Origin of the sequence: Flavobacterium johnsoniae (assembly GCF_030388325.1) — a bacterium.
GTDB classification, from domain to species: Bacteria; Bacteroidota; Bacteroidia; order Flavobacteriales; family Flavobacteriaceae; genus Flavobacterium; species Flavobacterium johnsoniae_C.
Genome location: NZ_CP103794.1, coordinates 621,143 through 635,398, shown reverse-complemented (window position 1 = coordinate 635,398; position 14,256 = coordinate 621,143). Strand labels below are relative to the sequence as shown.

Genomic DNA, 14,256 nt, shown 5'->3' with positions numbered 1-14,256 from the left:
GATTTAGATCTTAACAATTATAAAACCATCAAAATGTTTAATTTGTTACTAAATTAAAAACTATGATAAAATTAAGGCTTCCAGCACTAAAAAAATATTGGAAAAGAGTTGGTAGCAAAAAAAAATATAAAACAACTACTTACACCAAGTTTAGAAGCTGATTTTAATAGAAAACGAGTAAGTATTGTTAAAAATGAGCAGTTTTTATTTCCATATTTAATTTGAGTTGGAAGGAATAAGATTGTAGAGAATAAATAGTCATAAAAAAATGAGAACAGCATTATTTCCTAAATTTAATGAGTTATATCAAATTTATAAAATTTCTAATGATTATACTGACCGTAAAAGGCAATTTGCTGTTGTAGCACTAAATAAACAAATTATTGAAGAAACGCTAAAGAATAATCAATTAGAAAATGAGCATCTGACAGGATTAATTCAGATGTTTAAATACGGTTGTAGTGATAAAACCTTTGATAAATATTTAAAACTAAATGTTTCAGATACAACACGACTTGAAGAATTATCAGTTTTAGCTTCTGAGATAGACCTGTGGGGTTATACAGGTGCAGGATTAAATTCGATAACCAGTCTAGATTCACAACAACTTATAAGTATCAGCAATTTTCTCAAAAAAGCCTTCACTATTAATGCAATTGCAGAGGCTGTAAAGTTTTGTGCTGATTTTGATAATCTAGGAATACCATTAGTAAAATCAGGAATTTATTCACCCTGGTTGTATTATATTAATCCTCAAATATTTCCAATCCTCAATAACTCGCATTTAAAATTTAGGGAATGGATAGATATTTCTGCTAATTATCCTAGCTGTATAAAAGATTTTGATGAATTAAGAGCATTGGCAGATGAAACGGATTTGGGTTTAATAGATATGTTTGCCCATAATTTTGATAAATATATCAATGTTTCAAATGAATTAACTACCCTAGATATCAAAGGTAACAAATTCTATAAAATATCTCATGGGATTTTTAAAAAAGAAAAACGTTTATATAATTCTGGATTTGCGCGTGTTCTAGAACAAAACAATTGGATTTGTTTATTCAGTAAAACAGGGAAAAGTCAAGGTGCTAACTTTGAAAATAAACTTAAAATAGGAGATTATGTGTATATCTGCTACGGAGGAGATGAGGTCTACACAATTGGCAAAATAATTTCCAATTCGCAACCTTTAGATACAGATAGTGATGATTTAATTGAAGGAAAAGGAGAATGGATATATCGTGAAATTGAACCTTTTTTCTACCCTATAAATAATTCTGTTCGTGAATTTAAAAAAGACAAGCGATTTTTTATGCCAAGCGGTAATTCAACTTTTTATGAAGTTCCCAAATGGGAACTTGATTTCATGAATAAAAATATATTTCAATCAAAATACAATGTGAATATAATAGATGGAGGAAATGGAACCATTCGACAAGTACCGCTAAATATTGAAAACCAAAATAATAATCCATTTGAGATGACACTAAACACAATACTTTTCGGACCTCCGGGTACAGGTAAAACATACAGTACAATTGATTTAGCACTTGAAATATTAAATGTTAACGATGGGAATCTTGAAAGAGAACGAAGAAAAAGTCTTTTTGCAAACTTTCAATGTGAAAATAGAGTTTACTTCACCACATTTCATCAAAACATGGCTTATGAGGATTTTATTGAAGGAATAAAACCAATAGAACCTGAAGATGACGACGAATTTCTAAAATATGAAATTCAAGATGGGGTATTTATGAAAGCATGTATTGAAGCAACATACAATTTCATCAAAAGGAATTTTCCGGAAAACGAACAGGAAATTCAAATCAGAACTTTCAATCAATTGTATGATCAATTATTTGAAGATGTGGAACAAGCGGGTGAAATAGCATTAAGTACATTAAATGGTGGAAATGTATTAGTAGCAGTAACAGACCAAGGCAATTTTAGTGTTAAGCACTTAAATGGCACAAGAACTTATACAGTTTCAAGAAATAGATTAGCACCTTTGTTTGAGAGATTTCCTGACCTAACCGTTATTAATAACATCCATGAGGAGTTCAGAAATATAATTGGAGGTTGTAACTCTACTGCTTTTTGGAGTGTATTGAATGCAATCCATAATTTGCAACCAAACCAACAGCCGATTAACGAAGATGTAACTGAATTAAAATATGAAGACAAAAAAAGTATCGTAAAATCCTATTGGAAAAATGCAGAATATAAATTAATAGAAGATGATAATAGTGAACCATATGTTTTTATTATAGATGAAATTAATCGTGGCAATGTGGCGCAAATATTCGGAGAATTAATTACGTTAATTGAAGAGGATAAAAGATTAGGAAAATCTGAAGAAATTAGATTAGAATTACCATATTCAAAAACTGCATTTTGTGTTCCACCTAATTTATACATCGTTGGGACTATGAATACGGCTGATAAAAGTGTAGAAGCATTAGATACTGCATTAAGAAGAAGGTTTTCGTTTGTTCCAAAACTACCTGAAGAAGATAAACTTAGTATAACTACAGATGGTATTAATTTAGTCTCAATGTTGGCCAAAATAAATGAAAGATTAAAGGTGTTGAAAGATAATGATCATACAATTGGTCATGCTTGGTTATGGAACATTCATAATGTGGCTGATTTAAGAAAAGCCTTTGCAGATAAAATCATTCCATTGTTACAGGAATATTTTTATAATGATTATGAAAAATTAGGATTAGTATTAGGGGATAATTTCTTTGAAGTAAAAGAACAAATATCAAGCAATATTTTTGCAACATTCAGTGGCGGAAATGGAGTAGCAGGACAGTATGATCAGTCTTGGCAATATAAATTAAAAGATTGTAACACCATAAGTATTAGTGATTTTCAATCATTGTATTAGTATAATTTAAAAACATCAAATGCGTATTAATAAGCCAATACAAGTTTATGAGTACAAAACACTCACTATTAATTCTAATGGTTTTAAAGAAAATCATTGGAAAGCTTTAGGTTGGTATAATGAGAAACACGGTGGAAATTTTTTTACACTAACTCCCAATGGTGTGAGATTTAATAAATATGTTGGAGTAATACAAGTCGGTGATTTGACTATTGAAGTGCTTCCGAAAATTGGCCAAGCAGCAGAAGAAAAAGACAAAGCAAAATGGCAAAAAGTCTTAATAGACATGCTAAGAGAATGTCGATGGATGAATGTTTACTCTCATGAAAAAGCAAATTTAAATTTTAAACCAAATAGCATTCTTGAAGTATACTTAGAACTTTTTATAAATGAATGTGAAAAAATCCTTCATATGGGTTTACTTAAAAAATACCGTTTTGAAGAAGGAAATTGTAAAGCTTTAAAAGGAAAATTACTTTTTAATATTCAAATTCAAAAAAACTTGGTTCATCAGGAAAATTTTTACACTAAACATCAGGAGTACGATAGAGAAAATGAATTTAACCAAATACTTTTTAAAGCATTAAAATTAATCCCTAAAATAAGTTCAAGTCCATTTTTAAAAGATAAAGTCAGTAATCTTATTTTATCTTTCCCAGATTTAAAAGACATTCAAGTTAGCGAAGAATTGTTTTCTAGGCTAAATTATAATAGAAAGAACAATCATTATCGGGAAGCAATTGAAATTGCGGCTATGTTATTGCTAAACTTTCGTCCAGATATTAGTAATGGCAAAAATCATGTGCTTGCAATCCTTTTTGATATGAATTGTTTGTGGGAAGAATATGTTTACCGTCAATTATTTAAAGGAAAACATAGAGATTGGAATTTAAAAGTTCAGAATTCTAAAACCTTTTGGAGATTATCAAATTCGGTAAGAAGCAAATCAATTCGCCCCGATATTGTCATTGAACACAAAATAACAAAATGTACTACCATTATAGATACAAAATGGAAATTGGTAGAAAACAATATTCCATCGGATGATGATCTAAAACAAATGTTCGTTTATAATGAATATTGGAATGCTAAAAACGCAATTCTTTTATATCCTAAATTAGAATATCAAGAAGAACCTGAATATATAAAAGGGAATTTTACAAATAAAGCTGGAAATACTAAAGCACATGAATGTGGGTTAATGAAAGTGTCAGTTCTCAATGATACTAATTCAATTTTAGATACGAAAATGGGCATTCGTTTAAATAAATACTTAGAACATAATATAATAATTTGATTTTCTATGCATTCATCAAAGTAAAATTCGCCGTTCGGGGTATGTCAGAATGTGGAGTGTGAGGAATTTATTTTCGTACTCCGCTCCACGAAGTCTCCTGACTTCGTCACACAAGTTGATTACGCAATACTAATCTAAAAATTGCAAATTGTTGTTTTTGGTTTTTATATATTTGTGGAAGAACTATTTGCAAAAAAAATAAAGACAAGAAAGGTATTCATCGAATCGGGAGACTTCGAAGAGGGCTAAAAAGGAGTTGTTAATGAATAAAATTTGAAAATTGAATAATTATAAAGAGTTTGAAAATTTTATTAAAGATAGAAATACTTTAGAGCTACTTCAATTTATCTCTTTGTCTAAAGTTATGCCTGTAAATCACGGAAAAAACTTAAGACTTGAAATCATTCAAAGCATTATAATTAATAACTTAAATGCTGTAACAAAATCAATTAATGTTGATGGTGTTATAAATATACTTACAGAATTATTTCCTTCGGATTACAGAGAAGACCCAGCCGAAACTTCATTCACAGAGAATTTTCAATTTTTTAATGGTAACAATATTGTATTTCCAGGAACTGCAAATAATAGCACAGAAACTGTCGATTCTCTTGTTAAAGCAATTCTCCAAAGTGATAATGATTTACCAAATGAGTTAAAACTATTAATTCATGATGGTTTACTTTTTATGCTTTACATACATAATGAAATAGCAAAAGACCTAAATTTTGAGCGGTATATGTCATTTGGAAATGATGGGGAAATCGAATTATGCTTTTTAGATGAAGATGAATTTAAAAAACGCAAAGAGTTATTTAAATTTTCGTTTGACAAAGTAGAGGTAATTTACAGGAAACTAGGTATTCAAAATGATATAATAAAGTATTTTGTTTTTGATAGAGAAACTTTAATTGATTATGACGATGTCGATAATAATCCTATTCTACTTAAACCCTTTATAGAATTCAATGGTAGTTATTATTTAACAGAGCCAACTACCCAAATGTATTGCCTCAATGAATTTATGTTAAATATACTCGAACAAAATAATCAAACAGAGTTAGCTCAACAATTATTTGATGATGTTATTATATTTAAGGCTAAGTCTCTTTTGAAAAAAATGCATTGGTTGCCAACTGATATAACTGAAAAATTTAAAGACAAAAATCCTTTAACAAAAAATGAAACCTTATGGCAGTTTGATGAAAACAAATTAGCTTATGTATATATAATCCCACATTCAAAAAGTGAAGAAACAAAATATTACGATAAATTAATTGATGATAGAATAAGCATATTACTAGAATTGGTAGACCCGCACTTTGAATTCTTTTCATTTTTTATTTTCTCAAGTATTTCAATCAAAGAATTTTCTTTTTTAACATTCGACGAAATAAAAAATTCCAAACAGCAGTTCGCTGTAAATATTATCGATCTAGAAAGACTTATATCATTTTGGGATATTGATGAGCTATCACTATGGAAATATTCAAAAAGTATGGATAGAGCAATTGAGAAAAAAGTTCAGATTATGCCTTTTTTCTCAATTCTAACATATTATAAATGGTACGTAAGAAACCATTATTCTTTTTTTGAAAGTGATAGTTTTTATAACGGTATCAGTTTTGGATTCGATATTCAAGGGAATATTGTAATGGAAACAAACTCTAATATTGATAAGCATTTAGTTAGATATATTGACAATAAAAAAGGACTTGGTTATATTCCGGTATATAAATCAGAAAAGCATCTTCCGATTTATCTTTCAGAGGCAATCAACTTTGGGAAATACAGTAGGGTAATTGAAGTTTTTGATTTTCCCCTTTGGTTCTCATTATCCAAAAGGAAAAACAATTTTGGTGTTCATTTCATTGATGCGATAGCATTTTGGTTTTTTGAACTTAGTAATGATATTAAAAAGGGAGTAAATCCTTTGGGCAAATTACCAGTAGAATTTATTATAGAAATAGATGAAAGATACAATTCATTTTCAAGTGTAGATTTCAACGAAATAGAAGAAAAAGACCATGATGTAACTTATGAAATATCGCCATTATCAAGAAAGATTTTTTTTCACATAGATATTAATTTCTTTATTAGACTTCACAGAAATGACAATTCGGGAGAACAATACTTAATGTCAATTATTCTTGAAGCATTTTCACAACTATTAGCACAATTAAATTTAGATCCTATTCATTCCGAAGTTATACAGACCAGTATACACAATAACATTCCTTTTGGTTCTGCGAAAATGATTTTGACAGCTGACAGTTCATATAATCTTAAAATGGATAATAGGTATGTACCGCGTCCTAGATATATTTCAAAGGCTGATACTTCAATAGTTTTGGAAGAATTGGTTAGTTGGATGGATCTAGAAAAGGAACTCCCCGAAAAAATCACAGATAAAAAAGAAAAACACGATCTGTTTGTCAAATGTGTTGTAACACTTATTTCTAAATTAAGAGAAGTACTCAATCAATATGATTATATTGAGCTAATTAAGTTTTTAATGTATCATCATGAAGCAGTGATTCAGGTTAGCGAGTTTAGAAAAATTCATATTCCTGCAAAAATTGCATGTTTTTCAAAATACGATAATATCATAAATGACTATAAAGATACTGAAAGCAAAATAGTTAATTCTTCATTAGCTTATAGGTCATTAATTGAGTTCATCGTTGCTGAACCTTTTAATGGTATGAAAAAGCCAAATAAAGATGATGTTGATTTTCTTTTAGCCATTATGGATGAGATATTGTATTTTGGGGCATTACAAGATTTGGTTAAATATGATATTAATAATCCCGAAGTTGGTCTTTTGCCATCTGGTAGAATCGGCGTAAGCAAAGAATTTTTTACTGATACTTTATCAGAATATCACAAATCAAATATAGATGATGAAATTGTAGATTATAAGAGTAATTTTAAAAAACAATTTAAAAGTAAGAAAGAAATAACTGATGTTAAAGAAAAAGAGAGAACTGAATATAGTATAAAATTAGATAAAATATTTAACGAAACTTGGGGTATTACATTACCACAATTAGATGACATTTCAAATTTTTTGGCTGAACATTGTATTATTAATGAAAAATCATATTGTATTTTAAACGAAGAAAGTATCTTTCAATTAATAAAAGAAAACTCTGACTATAGTGATGAAATAATAAAAAGTTACCTAGATGTATTATCATTAGAAAGCAGAGGAAAAATGGATGTTCCACCAGCAGGTTTAGAATATCCCGAAATCTATCCTTGGAGATACAATAGGATGATTTCGTATTTGAGAATGCCTATAATTAAATTAAAAAATGATCAGTCTGAATATACTTATATCTGGAGTCCAAGATTTTTAATTAAAGCAACTGATAACCTAATCGATTTGTTTTATGATGGTTCATTAAAACTTCCAAATGAGCAAACAAAATTACAAAATCTATTAGCAGAGAGAAATAATCACAAAGGAAAAGAGTTTAGGAATGAAGTTTTTGAATGGCTTAATATAAATCCAGATTTAGAAGTAATTAAATTTGAGGTTAAAATCAAAAAGAAAGGTTTTCTTATTGCTGATAAGGATTATGGAGATATTGATATTTTAGCTTTCGACCATAAAAATAAAATCATTTTTTGTATTGAATGTAAAAACACAAAACAAGCGAAGGTAATATATGATTTCCAAAGAGATATAAATAACTATTTAAATAAACAGTTGCCTAAACATATTAGTAGAGGAAAATGGCTTGAGAAAAATAAAGAACAACTAAATATTAAGTTTAATAATTTATTTGATAATTATGATGTAAAAACATTGGTTATATCTTCTTACCAGTTACCCGTTAAATTCACAACCGATACTGAAATACCATTATATTCTTTCAATGAGATAAAAACAAAAAAAATATTTTAAAAATAAATGAAATAGTCATTATCTTTCTCAGTTGCATAAAATCTTCATTTATTCCAAGATTCCAATGAGTTCAAAAGAATATAGAATTCCTGCAGAACATTTCCGTTATAAATTTCACCCGCAATCAAGTGGTCTCTCTCCGGTCGTTCGCTTTGTTCCGCTCGGCTGTTCCAGTCGGTCGCCGGCAAAAAAAGCCACCGCCCTCCGTTTCACAGGCACTTCACAGCACAAAAAAACAGCAGCTTGAAAATAAGCAGCTATTTTTATTGCGCTGCTTGTTCCTCATCTTCACACGCTCTCTTCCTGCGTTCGGTGGGGCTATTGCATCCACAATACCGCTTCATTCCGTTTCACTCCGCAAGCTACGTTCCACTGCATTCCAGCCGTATTATGTCTGTCGCCCCTAGTTTTTTCGGCGGTTGCTCTTTCTCAAATCCATCGGAAAACAAGAACACAAGTCTTCGAAAAAAAAAATAAAAAAGAAAGTAAAGGTAAGTTCCGGTTTCAAAAAGTAAAGTTCAAGCCCTCTGGGTTTTTGAAAAAATCTCCACCCTTACATTTTCATAACAACAGTCGATTACACAAACATTTCCAATTCTTAAAAACTATTGGGGTAGTATTTTTTCAAAAAAACTTGACTTTTTTTGAAACCTCCACTAATACGACGACTTTCTTTTTTCTCTTTTTTTGTTTTGAAAATAATTTTAGATTAAGTTCTCAAAGGCGATATCTAAATCTTTATTATTGAAATCTTCTAAATAAGTTTCAGTTGTTTTAATAGATTGATGTCCTAAAGCTTGCTTAATCATGACGGTATTGATACCTTTTTTTAAAGAGATTGTTGCAAAGGTGTGTCTGGCAGTGTAAAAAGTCACTTTGTTTTTAATACCACATTGGAGTGCGATAATGTTGAGAAGTTTTCCATAATAATTTAAAACACTTTTTTTTCTATCTCTCAATTCTTCTTTTGTATACAACTTTTCATCTTTGTCTAAAATCGGAAAAATATAATCGGTATCAAACGGTCGATAAATTTTAAAGTAGTTTAGAATAGTTCTCGTATAATGATTATTTGGAATTTTTACATTTAATTTTACTTGCGTTTTATTTCTAATATACGAAAAACTGCTTAAATCAACATCTTCCCATTTTAACTCAGCGACATCTGTGAAATTCATACCTCGGCAGTAAAAACTAAATAGATAAGTATACAATGCTTTCGCACCCTCTTTGTTTTCAGATATGTCATAGTCCAGTAATAGTTGTAAATCTTGTTTACTTAAAGCCTTCTTTACTTTACTGGATTTCAATTTTGAAATTATATAATCTTTAAAAGGATAAAATTCACTAGAAACAATTTTAGATTTTATTGCTGAGTTGTATATTGCTCTAATGTTACGCATATATACGCCAATACCACCATCGTTACAATCATGAGCTCGTAAATGAGATTCAAAAGCCATTAAAAAATCGTAATTAATTTTTGTAAAATCGTAAGTTATGATTGTTGGTCTAAATCTCATAAGAGCAGAAATGGTATCACGATAGGAACAGCTTGAGCTTATTTTTCCAGATTCTTTTAATTGAAGTTTTCTCTCCTCAAAATAAGTGATAAAGCTTATCTTTTTAACTTCTTCAGGTCTAAATAAAGAGTCAAATGATTCAAGGGAATAGTTATGACCTTCCTCGATCATTATGTTTAATATTTTGGAAGCATCTTGTTTTATTGAATTTAATATTCGATTACATTGTAAATAATTTGGGAATTTAGTTGTAAATTCATTTGCTTTGTTGTTCCAAAATTTTGGTAATACATTGTAAGGGGTTTTGTAGAATTTCGATTTTCTGTTTATCGTTATTCTTAAATTAATTGGAAAAGTGCCATCATTAAGCATTGTTTTTTTTAGGATGATTTTTACACTAGCTTTCATTTTTAATATTTTTAAAAGTTCAACATACGTACAACAAATGCATACATATTGTGAAGTAGGATGAAACAAAAGTATTTTTTAAAAATGATGAATAACTATAAAACAGTAGCTTTGAAGCTAAATGCAATTAAATACAAACATTAATAGTCTATCTCATAATCAGGTGGTCCCTGGTTCGAGCCCAGGTGGGACCACTTCTTTAGAAACACAAAGCCTTTACAGAAATGTAGAGGCTTTTTTGTTTTTTAGCTGTGAAAGATGAAATTTCGAAGCAATAATATTTAAACTTTTCATTCTATAAAATCCCTTAACTTTATCCATCCGAAACAAATTTAATCTTCAGATGGATAGATTGACTCCCGAACAGAGGAGCAAAACTATGCAGGCGATAAAAAGTACTGCTACAAAAGGCGAAGTAAGGCTTGCTAAAGCGTTATGGAAATTAGGTTACAGATATCGAAAAAATAATAAAAAGATATTTGGAAGACCTGACCTAACTTTTGCCAAATATAAAATCGCGATTTTTGTCGACAGCGAATTCTTTCATGGAAAAGATTGGGAAACAGAACAATCAAGAATCAAATCGAATCGAGAATATTGGATTCCGAAAATTCAGAGAAATATAGAAAGAGATCAAGAAGTTAATGCGTTTCTTATTTCAAAAAAATGGACGATTTTGAGATTCTGGAGTAAAGAGATTGAGAAAAATCTTGAAGTTTGCGTCGCCAAAATTGAAGGAGCAATTATGCTTCGGAGTATTTAAGCTTTTTGCGCTTTTGCTTTTTTGTTTTCTATTTTCTCAATGCATTTGTAAATCTCAGAAGCCAATCTTTGAATAACAGGCATACTGACCGAATTTCCAGCTTGTTTATAAAGGTTAGAATTAGAAATTTTTGGCAATTTATAACTATCTGGAAATCCTTGAAAACGAAAACATTCTCTAGGAGTTAATTTTCTAAAACCAAAATCGGTTGTAATAATTGGAACATTATGGCCGCCAGTTCCCATATTTGCTGTTAAAGTTGGGCAGACTTTTCTTTTGTTTTCCCGAACATATTGTCTTCTAAATTGATAAATTCTGTCTTCGCGTACAACAGCTTCTTTTAGCATTTTGTACATGTATTTGTCTTCGGTGTAATAAAATTTCTTTTCTACTTGCTCTTTTGTAATCAGATCGGTAACCTTTTTGGTTAATTGTTCTTTTTCGGGAAAATGAAATTTAAAACCTCTTTTTACAAAGTCTTTATCAAAAGCAACCATGAAAATTCGCTCACGATTGTGCGGAATGTTTCCGAAATCTTTGGTATTCAAAATGGCGCTATCAAAAGTGTAGTTGCGTTTTTTTATTTCGCTTTCTATAACTTTCATCGTATTTCCCTTGTCATGACTTTTTAAATTTTTGACATTTTCCAGAAATACAACTTTAGGTCTCATTTCGTCAACAAAATCCAATATTTTAAAAAAATGATTTCCTCGAACATCCTCAAAACCTTTTCTATGACCTGCAAGCGAAAAAGGCTGACACGGAAATCCTGCCGTAAGAATGTCCACTTTTTTGAGGTTTTTAACTTCAAGATCCATTACATCGCCTTCAAAGAGAGTGTGGTCAAAGTTGTTTTTATAAGTAATACAGGCTTTTTTATCAAATTCATTTGCCCACTCTAATTTAAAACCTGCATTTTCAAAACCCAAACAAATACCGCCAACACCTGCGTATAAACTTCCTACGGTATATTTGTTTGCCATTTTTGTTAGTTGAGTGGTTTTGAGTCTGAAAATTTCCTGATAGTAAAAATAGAAAGACTGTTTTCTAATTACAATCTTTTGTAAAGAAAATTGTTTTAGAGAGGGAATAAATGGTAATTAAAAAGTCAAAAAACCGATTGATGTAATTTTACGTAAATGGGATAAAATAGAAATTTTTAACAAAATTGTATTTTTCAATTTTGTTAAAATCAGGAAATTCTTATAAGGTTAAAAGTTGCGTGAATAATATGAAAATGAGGATTTTATGCGCTACAACGTTTTCTAAAAAGGTATTCGGCTTAGAGAGCAAAAAACTGTTAAAATTTCTTTTATGTTTTTTGCTTTAAAAGTTGCTTTTATTCAAAAAACTTATACTTTTGTCCCAGATTTTGTAGGGAAAAATATATTTGTGAGAAATTTCTATAGAAGAAAAATTTGTTTATTAATTATAGCTTGTTGATTTTAAACAGCTTGAATTTATGAGAAAACTAAAAGCCCCCTTTTTAGCAGTTACAATAATATTATTCAATGTTTCATTAGCATTTGCTGCTCCTAATCCGCCGCAACCGACGGCGAAAAATGCAAGTACAGCTGATTGTGAATTTTGTCAAGGTGGTGATGATGGAGTTCCGCCTTTTCCAATCGATCAAAATATTGTTTTTCTAGCAATTGGTGGTTTGGCTCTAGGAGCGACCGTTATATATAAAAATAAAATAAAAAAAGCTTCAGTTTAACTGAAGCTTTTTTTATTAGAAAATCTGATTGAGATTATTTGTTTATTGAGTAAAGTCTGGAAATATATTTTCCAACTACATCAAATTCCAAATTGATTTTTGTTCCGACTTTAAAATCTTTAAAATTTGTGTGCTCAAAAGTATATGGAATAATCGAAACGCTAAATTCGTTTGTTTTAGAATTTACAACCGTCAAACTTACTCCGTTTACAGTAATCGAACCTTTTTCGATAGTAATGTTATTTAGATTTTTGTCGTATTCAAAAGTGTAATTCCAGCTTCCGTTAGCTTCTTCGATTTTGATGCAAGTTCCAGTTTGGTCAACGTGTCCTTGCACAATATGTCCGTCTAGACGATCTCCAAGCTTCATTCCTCTTTCTAAATTAATAATATCGCCAACCTGCCAATCTCCAATATTTGTCTTCAAAATAGTTTCGTCTATTGCGGTTACGGTATAAAGAGAATCTTTGATTGCAACAACCGTAAGGCAGATTCCGTTATGAGAAACGCTCTGGTCTATTTTTAATTCCTGTGTTGTGGAAGAGTCAACTGTTATATGTAGATTGTTTTGGTCTTTCTGGATTTCGTGAACCCTGCCGAGTGTTTCTATAATTCCTGTGAACATTGTGGTTTTATTTTACTAAATTTGCACATCAAAATTAGTAATAAATAAACTGAGCTCATGAATAAAAAAGCAGAAAATATAATTGTTGGAATTTCAGTAGGAGATTTAAACGGTATTGGAAGCGAAGTTATACTAAAAACATTCGAAGATTCTCGTATGTTGGAATTGTGTACGCCGGTTATTTTTGCAAATGCGAAGATTCTTTCATTCGTTAAAAAAAGTTTTACATCGACAGTTCAGTTTCATGGAGTTGATAAGTTAGATCAGGTCATTCCGGGAAAAGTAAATGTTTTTAATCTTTGGAGAGAAGGTGTTGATATTAATTTAGGAACAAATGATTCAAAAATTGGAGAATATGCGATTAAATCATTTGTTGCGGCAACTAAAGCTCTCAAAGACGGAGAAATTGATGTTTTGGTAACAGCACCTATCAATAAATATAATATCCAATCGGATGATTTTAAATTTCCAGGACATACCGATTATTTAGATCAGGAATTAGAAGGCAATGCGCTTATGATGATGGTTCAAGATAATTTGCGAGTAGGATTAATTACAGATCATGTACCATTAAACCAAGTTGCTTCACATTTAACAGAAGAATTAATTACTACAAAAATTGAAACTATAAGAAAATCGTTGGTTCAGGATTTTAGTATTGTAAAACCGAAAATTGCAGTTTTAGGATTAAATCCGCATGCTGGCGATGGTGGTGTTATCGGAAAAGAAGATGATTTGGTTTTAAAACCAACATTAAAGAAAATATTCGATTCAGGAACAATGGTTTTTGGTCCGTTTCCAGCGGATGGTTTTTTCGGAAGCGGTCATTATGAAAAATACGATGCAATTGTAGCTATGTATCACGATCAAGGATTAATTCCGTTCAAAACATTATCTTTTGGAAAAGGAGTCAATTATACGGCAGGTTTAAATAAAGTTAGAACTTCGCCAGATCACGGCACAGCTTATGATATTGCAGGAAAAGATATGGCAGATTACAATTCTTTTACAGAAGCAGTATATCTTGCGATCGATATTTTTCGCTCGCGTAATCAGTATGAGGAGATTAGCCAAAAACCTCTTAAAATAAAAGAAAAACAGTTATAAACAAAAA

9 protein-coding genes are annotated in these 14,256 nt (G+C 30.1%); 6 read left to right on the top strand and 3 right to left on the bottom strand.

The annotated features are described in order from the left end of the window. The first annotated feature begins 268 nt into the window (after positions 1–268). The 3 genes from NYQ10_RS03000 (at position 269) to NYQ10_RS02990 (ending at position 8,106) form a co-directional block, all read left to right on the top strand. The gene (locus tag NYQ10_RS03000) at positions 269–2,896 is read left to right on the top strand and encodes an McrB family protein (protein ID WP_289878827.1); all 2,628 of its coding nucleotides are present in this window, start codon (positions 269–271) and stop codon (positions 2,894–2,896) included. Between the two features lie 19 nt (positions 2,897–2,915). Then, the gene (locus NYQ10_RS02995) at positions 2,916–4,193 is read left to right on the top strand and encodes an McrC family protein (RefSeq protein ID WP_289878826.1); all 1,278 of its coding nucleotides are present in this window, start codon (positions 2,916–2,918) and stop codon (positions 4,191–4,193) included. 280 nt (positions 4,194–4,473) lie between these two features. Next, positions 4,474–8,106, top strand: coding sequence for a hypothetical protein (locus NYQ10_RS02990; protein ID WP_289878825.1), 3,633 nt, complete (start codon positions 4,474–4,476; stop codon positions 8,104–8,106). Positions 8,107–8,810: 704 nt separating this feature from the next. Here NYQ10_RS02990 and NYQ10_RS02985 read toward each other — a convergent pair. Next, positions 8,811–10,037, bottom strand: a complete 1,227-nt coding sequence (locus tag NYQ10_RS02985; protein ID WP_289878824.1) for a site-specific integrase — start codon at positions 10,035–10,037, stop codon at positions 8,811–8,813. A gap of 343 nt (positions 10,038–10,380) precedes the next feature. Between NYQ10_RS02985 and NYQ10_RS02980 the strand changes: the two genes are divergently transcribed. Continuing rightward, complete coding sequence (locus NYQ10_RS02980) at positions 10,381–10,800, top strand: very short patch repair endonuclease (RefSeq protein ID WP_436836303.1); 420 nt, start codon at positions 10,381–10,383, stop codon at positions 10,798–10,800. Here the strand turns inward: NYQ10_RS02980 and dcm are convergent. Then, complete coding sequence (gene dcm / locus NYQ10_RS02975; RefSeq protein ID WP_289878822.1) at positions 10,797–11,783, bottom strand: DNA (cytosine-5-)-methyltransferase; 987 nt, start codon at positions 11,781–11,783, stop codon at positions 10,797–10,799. The genes NYQ10_RS02980 and dcm overlap by 4 nt on opposite strands. 479 nt (positions 11,784–12,262) lie before the next feature. Here dcm and NYQ10_RS02970 point away from each other — a divergent pair, with 479 nt between their 5' ends. Continuing rightward, positions 12,263–12,517 carry a hypothetical protein gene (locus NYQ10_RS02970; protein WP_289878821.1) on the top strand — a complete coding sequence of 85 codons (255 nt, stop codon included), beginning with the start codon at positions 12,263–12,265 and terminating at the stop codon, positions 12,515–12,517. A 34-nt stretch (positions 12,518–12,551) separates the two neighbouring features. On the opposite strand, the gene NYQ10_RS02965 is transcribed toward NYQ10_RS02970, so the two are convergent. Beyond that, the gene (locus tag NYQ10_RS02965) at positions 12,552–13,142 is read right to left on the bottom strand and encodes a riboflavin synthase (RefSeq protein ID WP_289878820.1); all 591 of its coding nucleotides are present in this window, start codon (positions 13,140–13,142) and stop codon (positions 12,552–12,554) included. A 57-nt stretch (positions 13,143–13,199) separates the two neighbouring features. Here NYQ10_RS02965 and pdxA point away from each other — a divergent pair, with 57 nt between their 5' ends. Then, positions 13,200–14,249, top strand: a complete 1,050-nt coding sequence (gene pdxA / locus NYQ10_RS02960) for a 4-hydroxythreonine-4-phosphate dehydrogenase PdxA (protein ID WP_289878819.1) — start codon at positions 13,200–13,202, stop codon at positions 14,247–14,249. Positions 14,250–14,256: the final 7 nt, after the last annotated feature.

Coding starts and splice junctions, on each gene's coding strand:
- NYQ10_RS02970 (WP_289878821.1), top strand. CDS start 12,263: ATGAGAAAACTAAAAGCCCCCTTTTTAGCAGTTACAATAATATTATTC.
- NYQ10_RS03000 (WP_289878827.1), top strand. CDS start 269: ATGAGAACAGCATTATTTCCTAAATTTAATGAGTTATATCAAATTTAT.
- NYQ10_RS02980 (WP_436836303.1), top strand. CDS start 10,381: ATGGATAGATTGACTCCCGAACAGAGGAGCAAAACTATGCAGGCGATA.
- NYQ10_RS02985 (WP_289878824.1), bottom strand. CDS start 10,037: ATGAAAGCTAGTGTAAAAATCATCCTAAAAAAAACAATGCTTAATGAT.
- pdxA (WP_289878819.1), top strand. CDS start 13,200: ATGAATAAAAAAGCAGAAAATATAATTGTTGGAATTTCAGTAGGAGAT.
- NYQ10_RS02995 (WP_289878826.1), top strand. CDS start 2,916: ATGCGTATTAATAAGCCAATACAAGTTTATGAGTACAAAACACTCACT.
- NYQ10_RS02965 (WP_289878820.1), bottom strand. CDS start 13,142: ATGTTCACAGGAATTATAGAAACACTCGGCAGGGTTCACGAAATCCAG.
- dcm (WP_289878822.1), bottom strand. CDS start 11,783: ATGGCAAACAAATATACCGTAGGAAGTTTATACGCAGGTGTTGGCGGT.